The sequence below is a fragment of the Dyella nitratireducens genome (assembly GCF_014642835.1).
In the GTDB taxonomy this organism is placed as follows: domain Bacteria; phylum Pseudomonadota; class Gammaproteobacteria; order Xanthomonadales; family Rhodanobacteraceae; genus Dyella_B; species Dyella_B nitratireducens.
Genome location: NZ_BMJA01000001.1, coordinates 466,069 through 484,468 on the forward strand (window position 1 = coordinate 466,069; position 18,400 = coordinate 484,468).

At 55.9% G+C, this 18,400-nt stretch carries 16 protein-coding genes, 1 tRNA gene and 1 pseudogene; 7 read left to right on the plus strand and 11 right to left on the minus strand.

Features of this window, described 5'->3' with window-relative positions; genetic code table 11:
- The first annotated feature begins 17 nt into the window (after positions 1 to 17).
- Positions 18 to 1,079: a DNA cytosine methyltransferase gene (locus IEX75_RS02115; RefSeq protein ID WP_188792602.1), complete on the plus strand. Its 1,062-nt coding sequence runs from the start codon at positions 18 to 20 to the stop codon at positions 1,077 to 1,079.
- 123 nt (positions 1,080 to 1,202) lie between these two features.
- A complete protein-coding gene (locus IEX75_RS02120; RefSeq protein ID WP_268236471.1) occupies positions 1,203 to 1,607 on the plus strand; it encodes a very short patch repair endonuclease in 405 nt (134 codons plus the stop codon).
- Between the two features lie 335 nt (positions 1,608 to 1,942).
- On the opposite strand, the gene IEX75_RS02125 is transcribed toward IEX75_RS02120, so the two are convergent.
- Positions 1,943 to 2,170, minus strand: coding sequence for a hypothetical protein (locus IEX75_RS02125; protein WP_188792604.1), 228 nt, complete (start codon positions 2,168 to 2,170; stop codon positions 1,943 to 1,945).
- 398 nt (positions 2,171 to 2,568) lie between these two features.
- Between IEX75_RS02125 and IEX75_RS02130 the strand changes: the two genes are divergently transcribed.
- On the plus strand, positions 2,569 to 3,282 hold the full coding sequence (locus tag IEX75_RS02130) for a DUF5677 domain-containing protein (protein WP_188792605.1): 714 nt from the start codon (positions 2,569 to 2,571) through the stop codon (positions 3,280 to 3,282).
- Between the two features lie 628 nt (positions 3,283 to 3,910).
- On the opposite strand, the gene IEX75_RS02135 is transcribed toward IEX75_RS02130, so the two are convergent.
- The 5 genes from IEX75_RS02135 to IEX75_RS02155 all read right to left on the minus strand — a co-directional run bounded on the left by IEX75_RS02135 (position 3,911) and on the right by IEX75_RS02155 (position 8,866).
- Positions 3,911 to 4,024 (minus strand) — tRNA-OTHER (locus IEX75_RS02135).
- Positions 4,025 to 4,513: 489 nt separating this feature from the next.
- On the minus strand, positions 4,514 to 5,971 hold the full coding sequence (locus IEX75_RS02140; RefSeq protein WP_188792606.1) for a nitrilase-related carbon-nitrogen hydrolase: 1,458 nt from the start codon (positions 5,969 to 5,971) through the stop codon (positions 4,514 to 4,516).
- Positions 5,955 to 6,536 carry a TetR/AcrR family transcriptional regulator gene (locus IEX75_RS02145; protein WP_188792607.1) on the minus strand — a complete coding sequence of 194 codons (582 nt, stop codon included), beginning with the start codon at positions 6,534 to 6,536 and terminating at the stop codon, positions 5,955 to 5,957. The genes IEX75_RS02140 and IEX75_RS02145 overlap by 17 nt, the downstream gene beginning before the upstream one ends.
- Before the next feature lie 462 nt (positions 6,537 to 6,998).
- On the minus strand, positions 6,999 to 7,781 hold the full coding sequence (locus tag IEX75_RS02150) for a LytR/AlgR family response regulator transcription factor (protein WP_188792608.1): 783 nt from the start codon (positions 7,779 to 7,781) through the stop codon (positions 6,999 to 7,001).
- Positions 7,781 to 8,866, minus strand: a complete 1,086-nt coding sequence (locus tag IEX75_RS02155; RefSeq protein WP_188792609.1) for a sensor histidine kinase — start codon at positions 8,864 to 8,866, stop codon at positions 7,781 to 7,783. The genes IEX75_RS02150 and IEX75_RS02155 overlap by 1 nt, the downstream gene beginning before the upstream one ends.
- Before the next feature lie 212 nt (positions 8,867 to 9,078).
- Between IEX75_RS02155 and IEX75_RS02160 the strand changes: the two genes are divergently transcribed.
- Positions 9,079 to 10,170 (plus strand): hypothetical protein, encoded by a 1,092-nt coding sequence (locus IEX75_RS02160; RefSeq protein WP_188792610.1) that lies wholly within the window; start codon positions 9,079 to 9,081, stop codon positions 10,168 to 10,170.
- A 274-nt stretch (positions 10,171 to 10,444) separates the two neighbouring features.
- Here the strand turns inward: IEX75_RS02160 and IEX75_RS24055 are convergent, their stop codons facing one another.
- Entirely contained in the window at positions 10,445 to 11,152 is a 708-nt protein-coding gene (locus tag IEX75_RS24055; RefSeq protein ID WP_229720600.1) for an energy transducer TonB family protein, read from the minus strand.
- 72 nt (positions 11,153 to 11,224) lie between these two features.
- Positions 11,225 to 11,542: pseudogene (locus IEX75_RS24400) on the minus strand (energy transducer TonB family protein); the annotation flags it as partial.
- Between the two features lie 376 nt (positions 11,543 to 11,918).
- Between IEX75_RS24400 and IEX75_RS02170 the strand changes: the two are divergent.
- The gene (locus IEX75_RS02170) at positions 11,919 to 13,022 is read left to right on the plus strand and encodes a sensor histidine kinase (protein ID WP_229720601.1); all 1,104 of its coding nucleotides are present in this window, start codon (positions 11,919 to 11,921) and stop codon (positions 13,020 to 13,022) included.
- The gene (locus tag IEX75_RS02175) at positions 13,023 to 13,772 is read left to right on the plus strand and encodes a LytR/AlgR family response regulator transcription factor (RefSeq protein WP_188792612.1); all 750 of its coding nucleotides are present in this window, start codon (positions 13,023 to 13,025) and stop codon (positions 13,770 to 13,772) included. It abuts the gene before it with no gap.
- 43 nt (positions 13,773 to 13,815) lie between these two features.
- On the opposite strand, the gene IEX75_RS02180 is transcribed toward IEX75_RS02175, so the two are convergent.
- Together IEX75_RS02180 and IEX75_RS02185 are read right to left on the minus strand one after the other, a co-directional pair.
- Positions 13,816 to 14,385, minus strand: a complete 570-nt coding sequence (locus tag IEX75_RS02180) for a lipocalin-like domain-containing protein (RefSeq protein WP_188792613.1) — start codon at positions 14,383 to 14,385, stop codon at positions 13,816 to 13,818.
- Positions 14,386 to 14,470: 85 nt separating this feature from the next.
- Entirely contained in the window at positions 14,471 to 16,432 is a 1,962-nt protein-coding gene (locus IEX75_RS02185) for a porin family protein (RefSeq protein ID WP_188792614.1), read from the minus strand.
- Between the two features lie 466 nt (positions 16,433 to 16,898).
- Here IEX75_RS02185 and IEX75_RS02190 point away from each other — a divergent pair, with 466 nt between their 5' ends.
- On the plus strand, positions 16,899 to 17,066 hold the full coding sequence (locus IEX75_RS02190; protein WP_188792615.1) for a hypothetical protein: 168 nt from the start codon (positions 16,899 to 16,901) through the stop codon (positions 17,064 to 17,066).
- 5 nt (positions 17,067 to 17,071) lie between these two features.
- Here IEX75_RS02190 and IEX75_RS02195 read toward each other — a convergent pair whose 3' ends face one another.
- The gene (locus IEX75_RS02195) at positions 17,072 to 18,265 is read right to left on the minus strand and encodes a carboxylate--amine ligase (RefSeq protein ID WP_188792616.1); all 1,194 of its coding nucleotides are present in this window, start codon (positions 18,263 to 18,265) and stop codon (positions 17,072 to 17,074) included.
- Positions 18,266 to 18,400: the final 135 nt, after the last annotated feature.

Below are 18,400 nucleotides of genomic sequence, written 5' to 3' on the forward strand. Positions count from 1 at the left end.
ACTAGATAACGTCAGTCATGGCCGGCCACAAGAACGCAAAAACAAGCCATCGGGAACTTACTGCAGTCGACCTGTTCAGCGGCTGCGGCGGCCTAAGTTGTGGCCTCATCAAGGCCGGCTTCAGCGTGGCCGCCGCTGTTGAGATCGACCGGAAAGCACAAGCCACCTACAGGCTCAATCACCCCGGCGTCCACTTATATGAGCAGGATATTCGTTCATTGGATCCGGCTCAGGTTCTTAGGGACGCCGGTCTAAAGCCAGGTGAATTGGACTTGCTGGCAGGCTGCCCGCCTTGCCAGGGTTTCTCACGTTTAAGAACAAAGAATCAAAAAACTTCTGTAAAGGACGATCGCAACAATCTTGTGGCGGATTTCCTTCGCTTCGTACGCGTGATGATGCCCAAGACCATCATGCTCGAGAACGTACCGGCCCTAGCAAAAGATGGCCGGTTCACAAAGATGCGCAATCAACTTAGCCAACTAGGCTATGAAGCCGTCGTGCATGTTCTGGATGCAGCGGATTACCGAGTCCCCCAAAGACGCAAGCGGCTCATCATGTTAGCGTCCAGAGTCCACAAGCCCGAAATTGCTCCAAAAGCTTCCGCCAAGATCACTGTGCGACAAGCCTTGAAGGGCGTAGGCGCTCCCTCCCGAACAAAAGATAAGTTGCATGCGGTATCAGAGAATCGCACTTCGGCGGTTCGTGAGTTGATCGCACTAATCCCAAAGGACGGCGGTAGTCGCTCAGACTTGGGCCAAGAATTCCAGCTCGATTGCCATAAGAGAAGTTCGGGCTTTCGTGATGTGTATGGCCGCATGTCCTGGGATGATGTGGCACCGACAATTACAAGCGGTTGCCACAATCCTTCAAAGGGGCGTTTTTTACATCCCTCGTACAACCGGACTATTACCCTTCGTGAAGCAGCATTACTTCAGGGTTTCCCTAAAAAATATCGTTTTGATGTCTCACATGGCAAGGAAGCTATCGCGCTGATGATCGGCAATGCCTTACCTCCGCCGTTCATTTCTGCACATGCAGGAGCACTACGAGATGGCCTACTAGCGTCTAGTCGAAACTAGAGACGAGAGACCGGCCGATTTATTTATGGCTCAGCCAACGTATTCTCAGACCCACGCCAGTTTCACGTCGATCATCTTATCGCGAGTACTTTTACTTTTGAGTGGAATTGTTCAGTGGACAAAGTGCCAGCCGAACAACGCAGACGCAACATGGCTGCCGTACGCTCTCGCGATACGAAGCCCGAGCGAATAGTGCGCAGCGCTCTGCATTCCCTAGGGCTACGGTTTCGTTTGCACCAGGCCTCGTTACCCGGAACTCCCGATATCGTATTGAGGAGATACCGCACCGTTATCTTGGTACACGGATGCTTCTGGCACGGGCACAAATGTCGCAGGGGGCAACCGCCGAAAACACGCACGCAGTTCTGGTTACCAAAATTAGAACGAAATCGCGTGCGCGATCGAAGGCAGGTGAAAGAACTCAAATCGCTAGGTTGGCGCGTACTTATAATCTGGGAATGCGAATCTAAAAACGAAGCGAGATTAGCGATCCGACTGGCACGATGGTTCGGGGTGCGGCAGAACTAATCACACCGAACACCTTTTATACGTCATAAAGCCCGTAAGAAAATGTCACGCCACGCAACTTGCGCTCATCCAAGACCCAAAATAGCCAAGCCTTGAGGCCCCCTTTATGTGCTAAAGGGACTTCGCAGCGGCTTGTAAGCTCTATTGAATGCACCACGATCAATGCGTTACATGGATAGGCTTGTCTATGCAGTTCAACTTCATCTGCGGTCAGGAGGATCGATACAAGACCACTGGTCGTGACCTTGATCTCTCAACTTGTGTCGAAAAAAAGCACGCCAATGTGTGCTCTTTTTCATTTCAACAACGCCAACTTCAGGCAAGTTGCTAGGCGCTTAACGCTTCTTATCAGCCAACTCAATTTCTTCCGCTGTTAACTGATTTCGATGCAAGTATGCGCCGCCAGGGCTCCTCGGAACCCCGATGAGAGTTCCCCTATTTCCGGCGCCCACCAGCCCTATAACTTCGTCATCATCATTCACGGCGAACGCCGCGACGTTCCACACAACATCACCAAACTTGTAGTACCAATCACCAGCTGGAATTAGCTGCTTGTAAGCCATAAAAAACACCTTCTAGCCTAGAGGACTAAAGTCCATCGGCACACATCCAAAAAACTTTAGCCCCCCCCTTTACCCACCAACTGACTAATCTCCCGAAGACTTTATTCGACACCGGCGTGTGTGGATAATCTTCCGAAATCACCGCTCTCTTCAATCTGCGACAGAACGTAAAAATGTTAGCCGGCTAGATTCACGCTAGTCGTAATGAACGGCGTATCTCGCCCCCATGACACGATAGGCCTTAACACATGCTCGACCTAATTCACTCATCTATCACTGTGTACTCAAGGATACGGGATACCTTCACTGAATCCATCGAAGCCTGCAGATTAACAGACCCCTTGTTCGCACAATTTTCTGGCTCGCAGATGCATTATTACTCCTCCAGGTGCCAGTCGATGAACCTGCTGCTGCAGGAGTGGAAGCTTTGGGATTGTGACATTTTGATGCGATCCGCCCTTGAGTGTGCAACGCGCTTCCTCTTCGTCGCCGTCGCCAATAACCCCGAACGTAGCCAGCGAATCGAGGAGTACACAACCTCCCTAAATGAGATCGAAGATATTCTTCGCTCTGAAAAAGCCAAGACAGCAGCAGTGAATGCTGACGACGATCATGACGCAATGCTCCTCGGAGGCGCGGCTCTTAGTCCTGACAAAGAGGCCGAACTTCGTTCCAAATGGCCCCAATCCAAGCGGAAAGCACTGAAGCAAAAATGGTCATTCTCCGAGATCGTTCGTGTGCTTGAGAGAGTCAATTATCCGACTCTTAACCTTACCAAGTATGGCTCGTTATTGCACAGTTACGGCCTCAGTAGTCATCTAATTCACGCTGATCAGACAGCAATGAACTTGATGCGAGACAGAGCTACCCGCACCGCCGAAGAGCGACGTTTACTTGAGCAAGCCCACTTCGCCCGCCTTGCAGTTGAGCCAACGACTCTTCTCTTTATCTGTTGGCGTGCGATGGAGCATGCGATCGAAAGCACCACGAAGCACATATCACTAGTAGAAGCGATGTTCGAATTGCTCGAGGAGGGTCGCCAATATCACGAGGAATTTGCGATTTCGCAAATGCACCTATATGAGGGCGTCACACCAACCAATCCTCCTTAATTAGGCCCGAGTTCTCTACTCGTCGACTTTTCAACGGAATCCGTAAAGTGAACGACCCTCCATCCGCGCACCGGAGCAGCGTAGTGCACGACAAACTACTGCTCCATATCGACATCCTCGGATTTTCAGGTGTTGTGGATCAAAACCCCTATCTGGGCCGTCGTACTGCGCATTGTGACGCAGCCAATTTCAGTTCGTAGCAAGGAGCTGCCGTTGAAAGACATCGAGACAATATCCGCTCAAACCAGGATTTTTGTGAATTCAAGGGTTAGAAAGATGGTGGCAACACTGAGCGATAATCGCCGTTCATTCCCAGATTGTGACCAAGCACTATTGCTAGACGGAACAACATTTATTGGGGAGGTGGCCTCTATTGAAGCGTTAAGTGCTCATGACCCCAGGTACAATAATCAGACGGACTCATCTTCGCTGAGTGGTGCAGAAAATTTCCTCCTTCTCTGTCCAAACCATCACCGCATGATAGATCCGGGGCCTCACACGCTCAATAGCAGCGCTTAGGCGCGTAATGTCGAAGTCCATGCTCATTCGTCAGGCTTGCGCTTATTTGGCTGACTTTGGTTCGTATCCAAAGAAAGAAGCAGCTGAACTCCTGCGGAGCTTCGTTTTGTGGGCATGGTGGGATTCGAACCCACACTATCACTATGGATAAGGACCTTCCTAAGTCGCCTGGAAACCAAGCGACTTAGCTAAGGCCCCGCGTCTACCATTCCGCCACATGCCCAAGGTTCGAATATTGCACGCAATCGCTGAAATTGTCAAGCAAGTCATTAATTTTGTTATATTTTTTATAAAATATGCGGCTTTTAGCGAAGCCAAAATAGATGATTGGCGCGCAGGCACTGTTTTGACGCACTCACTTTACGTGTACCCACCATTTTTCCCAACATGTACGAAGCTTGTCTGCTTGCAAATAACTTCGCCAATTCCGCCTTCACAACCTTCAGATCTGCCGGCTAGAGACCGTGCCGTGGAAATTCTTGCGAGATGACATTCGCCCCGGTACACACTTTAGTTGTCAAATGGCTTCCGAAGACTCAAATCCAAGCTTTCTAACCAATTGTTTTACCTATTCATGTACGTACTTTGCCGTCTGATGGTAAGCAAAGTGCGTACATAAGGCTCTTGATTACACATACTTTGGTTATCAAACCTGCACACACTTTGGTGTCATGCCCACATGAATCCCGAGTCAGTGCCGACTCTGACTCGTTTAGGCGCGAGGCGGAAGCGTTTGACCGGGACTTTCTACCGGTGCTTTGCGCGGAACGAAAGCCAATACCAGCCACGCCGCCAGCGCGGTCAAGTCCAACCACGCGAACCAGTCTCCCCATCGCGCATAGAACGTGTGCGTTTCGCGCAGCGGAAGATCGCCCACTAATTCGGCATCACGGCCTTCGCTGGAAGCCTCCGCCACAACACGGCCGCGGTCGTCGCTGAGCGTGAGTCGGCCGGCATGCGCGGCACGCGCGACGGCGAAGCCGCTTTCCACGCCGCGCATGACCGCAATGCGGCTGTGTAGCCAGCCGTCCACGGTAAAATCCGACGCAGGCACCAGCAACAGTTGCGCGCGGCGCGCGGCATAAGCGTCGCCAATGTCATGGAAATCCATGTCCTTGCAGATCGCCAATCCGATGCGCGGCTCGCCTTGAAGCATGGTGTAGTCGTCGCCGGGTAGAAAAGGGTCCATGCCGGGGAGCATATGGTGTTTGTTATAGGTAGCCGGAGACGTGGCGCCAGGTTGAAATACCATCAGCATATTGCGATGTCCGCGCGGATCGCCGTAGAAAACGACGCCGGAACCTACGATCAGATCGCGCTGTTTCGACATTTGAGAAAAGGCGGGAATGCTCATATCCGCGGCGGCGAATGTCCCTTCCGGAGCCAGCACGATATGTGCGCCGTCGTTGGCGAAACGGCCGAATGCCTCCATGTAACGTGCTTCGAGAGCTTGCCCCTTCGGCTCGCTCAATGCAGCCTGGGTCGGTTTTTGCAGCGATACCAGGCCAATGCGCAGCGTTTCGGTCGCCGGAGCCTGAAGTCGCCAGCCGCCATACGCCAGGGTGCCAACCACCAAAATAGCGGTAAGCACGGCCACCGTGATACGACTGCGTTTGGAAGCTCGCGGCGTCGCCTGCAACGCGATGGTCGTGGGCACTAGCAGCAACAGAAAACCAATGCCCCAAATGCCGGTTATCGCCGCCATTTGAATGACGGCCAGCGCATCCATTTGCGTGTAGCTGATATTGGTAATCGTGCCGTGCGGCGAAAGCAGATTAGTGACGTATTCGAAGGCAACCCACATCGTCGGCACCGCCAATGCAGCGGCCAGCGTATGCCCGCGCAACAGCAATCGCCGATATAGCAGCATGCACAGCATCAACATGACACCCGATACGCTAATCGCATACACATCGTAAAACCAAGGCAGGCCGATATACGTGTGGAGATAAGTCCAGGCGCTAAGCGAGCCTGCGGCATACGCGGCAAAAGCCGATAAGGCGGCCGAGCGCGCCCGAACCCGTGGTGCGAGCCATAGCACGGGCAATGGTGCGAGCCATGTCAGCCACCACTGCGGATGTATGCCGCCACCGAACCACCAGCACAGCGCGGAGAGGGCGGTAGCTGCAAACCAAGTCTGCAGCGCGGAATAATCATGCCTTGATGCCATTGAGCAACCTCCTCAAGGATTGCAAGTAGAAGGCGCGAAACTGCGCCTCGTCATAGCTGAAACGTCCGGCGCGATAGAGCGCGATCAAGCCGTGCTGATGCGCCCAGATCGTCATCGTGACGTCGTGTGGATCGTCTTGCTTCAACACGCCTTGGGCCATGCCTTCGATCACGGCGTCGAGTGCGACGTTGAAGGTGGGTGAAAGGCGAGCATGAAAATCCTCCGGATAACGCCGCGCATCGTCGCGACGCACCGAAAAGGCGTGATCGAATAAATGCGGATGCGTCAGCGCGTAATCCAAATAGGGTTCCATCAACGCGTTCAGCCGCTTGAGCACGTCCCGGCTTCGCGCCCGCGATTTCCATTCGTGCGCGACGCCTCGGAAGCTGTCGTCGGAGAGCTTTTTCAGCAGCGCGTCCCGATTTGGAAAATGGCGATAGATCGCCATGGGCGTAATGCCCACCGCATCGGCGACGCGGCGCATGGTCACCGCGTCGGCGCCTTCGCGTTCAAACAACGCGTGCGCGGCCTTGAGAATCTTTTCGGGGGTCGTCAAGCGGGCCATGTATACACTGTATACATGATGGTTGCGACGTGGCAATGCTTACTAATGGGCTAGTCGGGTCGGGTCACAAAGCGACCGCCGGGGAAAAGCCGGCCGCGACCTTGGAGGCCGCTAGAGGCGGTTTTTGTTCACTCGGACGCTCCAGGCCAGGTACGTTCCGAATCGGTAGATACGCGAAGGTATGTTTTGAGCATCATCCAAAGTGCGCTTTGGATCTAAGGCGGACGGTTCCTAAGGCTTCCAGCACATACTTTGGTTGTCAAAAGATTCGTATGTGCACAAATCGAGCACACCTAAATCATTGTTTGGGTTGTACCTGCACATACTTTGCTTTCCATCAACAAACAAAGCATGTGCATGGTGATCTGAAACTGCACACGCTTTGGTTTCCAAACCTGCACTTGCATGCCTGCTTTATTCCATATCGGTCCGTACCAGACTGGCACGTCCCCGATTTCATACTCAAGGTGAGGAACGTCGATTTCGCAGCAGGTCGTGAAGGCCTGCACTGTATTTGCGGCTTGCGCGCAGCGTCTGTCCATCTCGCAATGTAACGAGTGCATCGCGATTGGCTAGCGCCTGCACGCGAACGATGCGATCCACCTGGACGATCGAGGAGCGATGGATACGCAAGAACTGTAAGCTATCCAGATGCGATTCCAGAGAGCTGAGAGTTTCGCGAATTAAGTGTGTATTGCGCTGTACATGTAAGCCGGCGTAATCCGCCAAGCCCTCGATCCAATCGACGTCGTCTGCCTTCACAAACGTAATGTCGTTGCCACGGCGAACCGTAAAGCGACGAACCGGTTGGTTACCCGAGCCAGTGTGTTTAGCAATTAATCGCTCATAAAGAAGGCCGTAGTGGCTCTCCTGTCGGTGCAACGCAACCGTTCGCCGAACACGATCAACGCATGCGGCGAACCGCTCGTTATCAATGGGCTTGAGCAAATAATCGAGCGCTTCGATATCGAATGCATTTAACGCATATTCGTCGTGCGCAGTCAGGAAGACGAAATGCGACGTGTAACCCTTAGGCAGCCGTCGTACTAGCTCAATGCCGGTAATACCCGGCATCTCGATGTCAAGAAAAACAAGATCGGGCGTCAGATGAGAAATCGCTCGCAGCGCCTCCTCTCCCGTCGCGCATTCGCCGACCACGGTCATGTCCGAGTACGCACGCAGGCGCGTGATCACACCAAGCCGTGCGAGTGGTTCGTCATCGACGATGAGGACCCGGATCGTCATCACCCAGCCGTCGAAGAGCTCATCACCGGCTCCGTGATAAGCGGGAGCTGAAGTGAAGCCATGAATCGTCCAGTCTCACCCGACAACACCAGTGTAGCGTTGTGGGCACCATAGATCTGCCTCAATCGAGCCCTCGTATTCGCCAAACCTACCCCGTGGCTTTGATGGGTGGACGCCGCTTCTAGCTCACACGTGTCGTTCGCAACATCGATCTGCAATCTCTGCTCGGCCAAACGCGCACTGATTATGATTTCACCGCCTGAAGATGACGGAGCAATCGCGTGTCGGATGGCATTTTCGATGAGTGGTTGCAGCAGGAAGCGTGGCACCTGCGCGTCGTTCGCCTCGTCACTCACATCGACGGATACCCTGAGTCGCGAACCGAAGCGTATCCGCTCGATGGTGAGATACTCGTCGACCACCGCCAGCTCATCTCGAAGCGTCACCGTATGGGTATCGGGAAAGCTCAACGTGTTGCGTAGAAGCGCGGCCAACCTTGCAATCATTTCCGTAGCCAATAGAGGCTGATTGCTTACCACCAACGAGGAAATGGCGTTGAGTGTATTGAAAAAGAAGTGCGGCTGAAGCTGATAATGCAGTGCCAACAACTGTGCATCGCGCGCCGTCGCTTCCGCTGCAAGTAGCCTAGCCTTTTGTTGCCCGACGGTCTGATAATGCTTTATACCGAAATAGAACGCACTCCATCCTTCGAGAGTCACGCAGACGCTGATGGCCTCCGTCAACGCGAACCTCCAGTCAAACGTCAACGTGCTGTCGGACCCATGCATCTGCGTGAGACGTGAAGCGATCGTGCACGCAACGCCCAGCGCGTAGGAGACAACCGCGCAGAAGGAGAGCGCACGAAACAGCGGCACACCCTTGCGCCACAGATATCGACAAAGAAAATACAAGAAAAAGCTGGCGAGAAAGGAACTACCAAGCTCCGCCACTATGCCGAGCACTTCGGTACTGGTGTGGCTGTAAGGAGCAACCGTGATCGCAGTCGCCAACGCATAGAGCGTCCATCCACCGATCTGCAGTGGCCAGAAAGATACGAAGCGCCTGGCAATATCGGGAGTAAGCATGCCGCCATTCTATAAGCGGCCTTTCTGTTCTTGCATCCTTTGGCCGTACTGAATGCACGGTTCATCGCAAAATTACCAGGTCTTGTCGAACGGGGGGTTCTAGTCGTCGTGCGCCCCATTAGGCTCCGCACAAGCTCCTGCTGCATTCACTCAATGATCGTCCGAATGCCATGCATACCCGCTGCCAATCCGGCCAAATCAAGGGGAATCTTGTGAAGAATCACGCCGTGAAGAATTCTGGAATAGCCCTGGGTCTGCTGGGAGCAGCCCTGATCGTTTCAACCAGTTTTGCGCAGGGATTTATGCCTGCGGTGAGGCTGCCAGCTGCGCGAAAAGCATTGCCTAAAGCACAGGTGAGCACACGGATGTCGGATTCACCGACCTATACATACACCCTGCTTGGCTATCCGGGCACTCTCGACACACAGGGCGTTGGCATCAACCCAGATGCTCTTGATCCCGATTTGGACGGCCAGGGCGAAACAGCCAGGCCGAAGATCAAGGTCGTCGGGGCGCGGTTTTCGCCCGACGGAACATCCCAGACGGGTTTTCTTGCTCGAGTATCTGGAAGCAAGTCTGTCCACGAGACCTACGACCTATTGAATGACCCTCAGGGCTCGCTGGTGCAACAAGCCTATAGCATCAATGATTTCGGCCAGGTTGTCGGTGATTACTATATGGGCGATATCGGGGGCTCTTATATCTTTCACAGCTATGAGCTGGACGGCGATAAATTCAACCCGATAAATCTGCCTTTTGCCGGCGTTGTCAGCACCTTTTCTCCGGCCATCAACAATACGGGCGAGATTGTCGGCGGATGGACCGATAGCGCCGGAAACTCCCACGGATACACCCGAATCGGAGATACGTATACCTCGTTCGACTACCCCGGCGGCGGCCAGATTCAGTTGTATCTTTCAGTCAATAGTGAAGGGGATATCGTCGGCTCTTACGCCGATGCAAGCGGCGCCGTCCACGGCTTCCTGCGACGCGGGGAAACCTATACCTCGATCGACTTCCCAGGTGCGGCCTACACCGTCAGTACGGGAATCAACGATGCCGACGAGATCGTAGGGAGTTACTGCCCGACTAGCCAATGTCTTGCAACGGGTGGTGAAGGCTTGCAGGGATTCATACTCAAGAATGGGATCTATACCACTTTCGCTATTCCGGGCGAGTACGCCACCGCGCTAGCCTCGATCAATAACAAAGGTGTGCTGATGGGGAACTACTACGACGCGGACGTGAATGCGGCCGACACAGCCAATCACGTTTATACGTTCCTGGCGACTCCGAATCCGTAGATGATTGTCAGGAAAGGTGAAGCAATCGACGGGTGATTGCATGTTTCATATGCTTGTTGCGTTACTTCTCACCGCACCCTGTAGGTACTTGCGCCGAATGAACCAGGAAGCACTCAGGGCTTCCTTGATCACGACGCGTATGGCGCCTGCTTTTCGACTGAAAGCAGACGTTTCTTATTCACCGGCAATCCATGGCTAGCATCTGAATTACTGAGCTACCGATATCTTGATCACACGCACTTCTTCAACACCACCGAACTTTCAAAAGCAGCCGCTAATATCTCACCGGAGCCGTCACGGCATCGGGCGACAAGGGATTGGGCGACGGCCAGAACTCGACCTGGATATCCTGCCAATGCGCCTGATTGCTTGCGGCTTGCTGCTTCGCATTCACTGCAAGCACGGCCGCCCTGTCGAAAACCGCCAGTCCTGAGCTTCGTAGCGTTGCAGCACTTTCCACTTTGCCGTTCATATCGACGAAGGCATGAATCATGACGGTGGCATATAGGTAATATCCATCGCTATTGCGTGGCCAAGGTGCGCCACTCACTAAAGCCCTCCCTGGCACTCGATCGATACGTATGCCTCCCGGGGGCATAGGTGCCGCGGGTTTCCAAGCCCCCAGGCCTGGCTTTGTGCTAATCGCACCACCGCCAGGTGCGCGGAACTGGATATCCACGAACTCCCAATGCGTTGGCTCGCCTGCCGAAAAGGTCAGCGAGTGCAATTTGCGGAATGACGCCACATCGAAAGCGGCAAATTCGCCTGCCCGTAGCACGGCCGCTTCGAGGATCTTTCCATCAGCATCAATCAGTACCGCACCGCGCTGATCTTCTTGCGCCAGATTTCCTTCGCCATCACGTGGCCATGCAGGTCTTTCATGACCGCTCGGCAGCTTGCCGTCAGTATCGGGAGCAACGACAAATACACGCACCTGCTGCGCGGCCACCTCGTTATCCGGCACGCCGGGTAAAGGCTTCAACGTGCATCCCGGCGACTTATCGCCATACGTTGGCCCAGCTGTACTCACCGGTTTTTGTGTCAACGAAAACTCGACCGGAAGACGCACCGATGACGAGATGGGCCATCCCTCTATCCGCTTCGGCGAGTAAACGTAACGTCCGGCTCGACGCATGGCTTCCTGGTCAAGATCAGCATTACCGCTGCTTTGTTCAATGCAGGCATCCGTGGCGATGCCATGGTAGTTGAGCGAAACAAGGACTATGGTCGTTCCCTGGGCATATTTGCCTTGCCCGTCCGTGGGCCATGGATTGCCGCCCAACATCGGATTCCGTATTTGTGCAGCACAACCCGCCAAAACGAGCGCACTGCAAAATGGCACGCCCCATGCGCGCAACGCAGAAATGGACATTTACTCTCCCCCTTGTCGGCATATTCCTTGGTACCGAAACCAGCCCTAGGGAAGCCCTGATTTATTCCGCGCGACCGAGTGTCCGTGTAGGCTGGGATGAAATCCCAGCACCTGGAACCACAAGAAAGCTGGGATTTCATCCCAGCCTGCACGTTTCGATCGACCCTGATTGAATAAATCAGAGGCTCCCCAGCGGCCCCTCCTCGCAGATGATGCATTCTCCTGCGTTACACCTGCAACCAGGGAATATTCGTAGCCGGACAAGGTGTCGCCTTGCGCCGGACAACTGTCACAAGTGCGCCCGACGGCGACTCGCTGCACCGGCCCGGCCGTTCGCTGCAGCGCGGGATTTTCGCGATGACTTTGGTGTAGCGTGATGGCCATGACCAACCCTCGCCCGGATACGCGCTCGACCCGCTGGACCTGGATCGCGGCCATCTGGTGTGCGGGCGCTCTGTTCGAGTCGAGCCAGACCATCCTCGTCATGCACGCGATAGGTTCGCGACGATCATGGCTTGCTCCGTTCGTTGTCGAGTTCGTGTCCTGGCTGCCCTGGGCGTTGGCGACACCCTTCATTGTCGAACTTGCGCGAAGGCGGCCGATCGTTCGCGGCGCGCTCCTGAAAGCGGCGACCGCGCACCTGGCGGCCTTCGCCGTCATCAGCACGGTGGCTGAGGCGTGGGCGGCCATGCTGCGGGTTGTTTTCAACCCGTGGCACCATAGCCAGCCGCCTAGCTTTGCAAATACGTGGTACGCATCACTGACCGACCAGATCCTGACGTTCGTGATCGCCTACGCCCTGATCTCGACCGTCACCTATGTCGTGGACTCGCGCAAGAACATCGAGCGGCAGATGACGGAGACCGCTCGGCTCAATGAGGAGTTGTCGCGGGCGCAGCTCGCTGCACTGCGAGGCCAGATGGATCCGCATTTCATGTTCAACACGCTCAATTCAGTCGTTGGCCTCGTCAGAGACCAACGCAACGACGCAGCCGTCGGAATGATTGTGGGCTTGAGCGAGTTCCTGCGTCGTGCATCGGAAGACTCGCACCGGACGCAGGTGACCCTGGCGGAGGAAGTGGAGTACCTGCAGCGCTATATCGACATCCAGAAAGTCCGATTCGGAGACCGCCTTCGTGTCAGCCTGGACATCCCCACCGAGCTTGGGAATGCACAAGTCCCCAATCTCCTGCTGCAGCCGCTGGTGGAGAACGCCATCAAACACGGCGTCTCCAAGCGCATCGCCGGCGGGGAGATCCGCGTTGCGGGTGAGCAGCACGATGGCACGCTTCGTCTGACGGTCTACAACGACGGCCCATGGGTCCGGGAGGATCTGGAGGCCACGTCTTGCGGCGTAGGCCTCGGCAATCTGCGTACCCGTTTGCTGATCCTGCATGGCGACCGATCCGAGTTGGTGCTGCGCCCCGTCGACACGGGCGGCGTGGAGGTCGTCGTGACCTTGCCGTTCCTGGTGACGTGAATGGCATCCTCTGACGGGAAATCCCCATCGATCCACGTTCTGGTCGTCGACGACGAGGCCTGGGCGCGGCGCAACCTGACGCTCCTGTTGCGCGACGATCCCGATATCGCATCGGTGATCGAATGCGGATCAGGGGTGGAGGCGATCAAGGAGATCCGGCAATCCAGGCCCGACCTGGTATTTCTCGACGTACAAATGCCCGAATGCGACGGCTTCGACGTGCTCGAGCTGCTTGGTGCGGACATGCCCGAGACCGTGATCTTCGTGACGGCCTACGACACGTATGCGCTGCGCGCCTTCGAGGCGGGTGCGCTGGACTATCTCCTGAAGCCTTTCGACGATGCCCGCTTCCATCGCGCCCTCGCGCGCGCCAAGGAAAAGCTCGCGCACTATGCACCCACCCAACGCCGCTCGATCAGCAGGATCGCGGTCAAAAGCCGAAGCCAGACCTTGTTCCTCAATGTCTCGGACATCGATTGGATCGAAGCGGCAAGCTACTACGCCTGCCTCCATGTGGGTGCGGACACACACATATTGCGCCGCACGCTGCAGGAGCTGGAGCAGGATCTGGACGCGCGAACCTTCGCGCGCATCCACCGCTCGATCATCGTCAACCTCGACCGGGTTCGTGGGCTGGAGCTGCAGGACGGAGGCGAATACGAAGTCGTGCTGAATTCCACGATTCGCCTCCGTTTGAGTCGTCGCTACCGCAAACGCATTCAGGACCGCCTGGCAGAGAAGACTCGATAGCGCGATTTAGTCGCATTCATGCATGCGACCTCGATGCACGCGTCTAGGAGTGAACGCGTCGCCATACCACCTCGCCATGGGCGCCTTCGGCCGCGCCGCTCGATGGCTTGGCCACGCGATAGGTCAATTCATCACCGACGATGGTGTAGCCCGAATTTCCCATCTTGCCATCCCAGTTGGGAAACGATGCGTGCACGATCTGACTGCGTATGACACTCGCATCGCCACTGATGTGGCCGTAGTGGGCATTGCTATCCATGGACGCAGCACGGTATTCGTCTGCCGTTCCCTTGGATTTGTCGTTCACCGCGAACGGCATTCGCTTCGCCCGCACGATCTGCATCATGTAATCGCCTTGGGCATCGATAAGCCACATACCCTCCGGGTTGGGACCGTATAGCGCTACGCGGTGGCCATCGGGGTAGACATTGTCGCAGCGGACAAGCGTCCAGGCACCAATCAATTCCTTCGGCACCATAGCGTGATCACTGGCGCTCATGTCGTGTTTCATGTCCTGTTTCATGTCCTTGCCCATCTCGTTGCTTTGCGCCAACACGCTGCCGGCGCCGAGAACCATGCAGATGGCAAACACGACGGAAGTTACGTTTTTCATGGGTGACTCCTAGCTATGCTTGGGTGAAAAAATGCACAGGGTTGTGGCCGTGCACGATGAGAACCAGACAGGCAGATCTACGTCATCAAAGGTCTGTGGTGATGTAGGCAAAGACAGTCCGTGGTGATGGCCACTGGAAAAATCCGGGCGTGTATTGCGTCGTCCACTTGTTGGTCGCCAAAACATTCTGGATCTGCACACGAAGGCTGCTGTTCTTGCCGAAGGCAGTGAACTGGTATCGCGCGCCGAGATTCACCCGCGTCACCTCAGGTGCATAAACACCGTTGTCGATGCTTGCCGGCGCGGTTCCGAAATGGGTCGCTGACACATCCAGCGACGCGGCCGGCCACCACCAAAGGGCGTAGTTGACGTTGCCCACGTACATCAGAAGCGGCTGGCCGATGGCGACGTCACCCACCTTCTCGGCCGCCAGGTTCGGCCCCAGGATGCTGACCCTGCCGTCAAGAACGCCGATATTGACGTGCAAGTACTTCAGCACCTCGCCCGCAACCGAGAGCTCGACGCCTTTGGCGCGCTGGACGCCGAGCTCCCGATCGACGTTGTTCGTGTCCAAATTGAAGTACGGCTTCTGAAGCTCGAAGAAGCCCGCGATGATCTTGAACTTGGGCGTCACGACATAACGTATGCCCGTATCGATTTGCCACGTCTTGGATGCGGGAAGAACAGCTCCGCTGTTCGCGGCGGAAGTCGGCGCCGCTCCGGAATTCTCCAGTCCCTGGGTGTAGCCGGCATAAACCGTCCACTGTGGCGCGAGCACAAAGGCCGCATTGCTGTAAACGCGAGGCGTATGCGCTGACACCACCGAATCCGGCGTTCCGGGAGTGACAACCGTCTCGCGATAGTTTTCGTCCTGAATACCCAGTTCAAATTCGGCGCGTTGACGCCAATCAACGTGATAGGCCGAGCCCACGCTCCACAGCTCGGCACGATCACTCGTGCGCGCCGAATACGTAAAACTCGGTTCCGGCAACTGGACCAGCGTGCCGATCACGGTCTGGCCCTCGTCGACAACATCCTGGCCGCCGTAGCGTGCGTTGGTGTCCCGGCCGCGAGCCATGAAGGTCAGCTGCTGACGCCAGTCACCCCTTGTGAATGCGCCCGACAAGCGCACCTCACCGGAGTTGGAAGACGTGTCCTGATCCGGATATCCCACGACCAGATGCTCGGAATGGCCATTCGGTTGGACGTCGGTGTACAGATCCGCAAAGCTGACGGGATAGTCGTTGGTGGAGCGAAACACACCGGCCTTCAGCAGCCACACCTTGCTCAGCTGCGCCGATACGATGCCGCCTAGATTCGTCGTCAGATTGCGGCCTTGCGCCCAATTCTGGCCAAAGTAGTTTTTGGAAATGGTAGGCGGCAGGAAATCACCCGCCGTGAAGAACAGCGGAAATGTCTTTGCGTCATTCGTTTTCTGCCAGTCGACAATCGCGCGCACGGTGATCTTGTCGTTCGGTGACCACAGCGGGGTCGCGCCGATGCTTGTTACATTCGACGTGTAGCCAGGATAAGGGCCGTAGGACGTCGTCTGCGTGCTGACTTGTGTGCTCACGCCCATCGGCACAACGAGCTCGTTGCCGATCAAGGGGAGGCTGCCGTCGACACTGACACCGCGGGCCTCATAAGGGCCGACACTTGCAATGATCGTCGCACTGGGCACGTCGCCTCCGGCATGGCGGAGGTCGTAATCCACGATGCCGGTCGGCGCGGGAAAGCTATAGCCGATTTCGCTCACACCCGCCTTGATGGTCGAACCCTCGACCACACGATTGGACAATGCACCTTGTTGATCGAAGTAAAGACCATCGATGCGCACATTGCCGGCTGCTTGCGGGTTGAACCCACGCACCAGGCCCGGGCTATAGATGCCCACCGATTCCAATCCGAGCGTTAATCCATAGGCGTCATCAGCGGCGGAGACGGGATTATCGGAGGCGTGCTGAGCGTTGACTGCGGTCGCCTGGAAGATCGCAGCGGCAATGATTACGACAGAGAATGTCCGACTCTTCGTCGATGTAACGCGCATAATGCCCCGCTCCGGATTCGCGCATCAAACTTGCGTGATGTCGTGAACACGAGTGTAGGTGCGCGGGCGGGATCGACATACACCGCTTGCTGCAGTAAAACGGCCGCTTGCTGCAAGAGCCTGCAGGCAACCCAGTCGTGGGAGACGGTTCGAGGCTGAGGTATGCCTACGTTTTTCGAGCTTTTCAAGGATGAGCTTTTTCGCGGCCAATACTTAGCATTTTTTACCTCAACGTCATTCCGGCGAAGGCCTACTGCTGTCCGGGGAAATTTTGCGGAAAAAGTAGCGAGTACTTAAGGGGCAACACATTGGCATGATTCGCGCAGCAAGCGACTTTAAAAAAGTTTGTTCAACGCGATATCCACGAGTGAACCGGAAATGCCCCCTCCCCTGCGTGCAGGGGAGGGCTGGGGTGGGGTGAGGCGAGCGAAGCTCGCTTCCCGCTACGCGGGAATGGATACGAGACATGATGGAATCTCTGGCGAGGTTGCTTCACCCCACCCCAACCCTCCCCTACTACACGCAGGGGAGGGGGCCGATCCGGCAAGCTAAAAACTTCCCCGGACAGCAATGGGCGAAGACCGAAATCCATGGCGAATGCGAAGCATGGATTCCGGCCTTCGCCGGCGTGTGACGCAATCAGCCAGGCACGCGGCCACTCCATCGCCGCGCCAAAACCTGCGTGGCAAAGTGCAACCCCGGTTTCGGGTCATCCAAACGGAAAGAGTGAAAATGTGCTCCAGCCCACTGCAGCAGAATGGCCGGCAGCGGACCGCGTGCTTGCGCGCTTTGTGCGCGAACGGTGTTGAAGTCTCGATAGAAGTCGACGCAGCCGGCGCCCACCTTATAGTCGCGCGTCGCCTGATGCACCGGTAAGCCGAGCGCATCCTGATACGCCATTTCGCAAACGTTGACGCCGCAACGCGCCGCAAACTCCACGTATGTCCAAGCGCGCGTATTGACCTCAAGAATACGGTAAACGCCATCGCGCTTATCGCGTTTGAACTCAGCGCTGAAAATCCCGCGATAATTCAACGCCGCCAACAGCCGCGTGACGTCAGCGACCGGTGTTTGCAGCTGTTCAAGCGGAATGCTTCGGCAGTACGAACTGTTACCGAAATCCGGCGGTGAAATACGAATGCGTTGGCGCGCAAACAAGCCGGTCATTTCGCCGCTTCCATCGCGAAAGCCGTCAACAAAATAATGATCCGACGCCGTGCCGGGTACGTATTCCTGCACCATCAGGCGGAAGCCCTGATCGTGCAGGCGTCGCCATGCAGCATGCAATTCATCTTTGCGCGTGACCCAGATTCCTTTCACGCCAGTAACATCGCTGAATTTTTGCGAGTTCACCGGCTTGATGAAAACGCGGTCGAGCTCATCGAAAGGGATCGCCTCAATATCAGTATCGCATTCGATGCAAAAGGTACGTGGGTGCGGAATATGCACACTTTCCAGAAACGCGGAAAAACGCGATTTGTCCTGAAGTATTTCCTGCGTTTCACGCGAGCTTGTGCTGAGAAAATAGCGCGACGCCAATTCGGTATTTGGAAGGTCCGTAAGCCACAGCGCGGCATCGTCGGCACCGGCAATCAATACGGCTTTTTGCAGCGGCATATGGCGCAGCAGCTCATAAGCGTGCGGCCCGAGTGAGCCATCCCACGCATTTTTTCCGGGTGTGGGACGATACCAACGCGAGTGGGTAACGTGATCGGAAGCCGGACACGCGACATAGGCTGGAATACCGGCCATCGTTAGACAACGCAAAATACCCAGCGCAGTCGGGCCGCGGCCCAACACGATCGCCGGCACGCGGTAATCCCCTTTCCCCATGGCACGCTCCGGTATACGGTGTTACCAGATAGCCGTCACAGTTGTGATCGACGAGGCATGCTAGCACCGCGTGGGGAGGCTCCTGCAACGAGTAAGAACTTGCGAGCGGCGGCCGCATGAGGCTGTCCTAGTTGT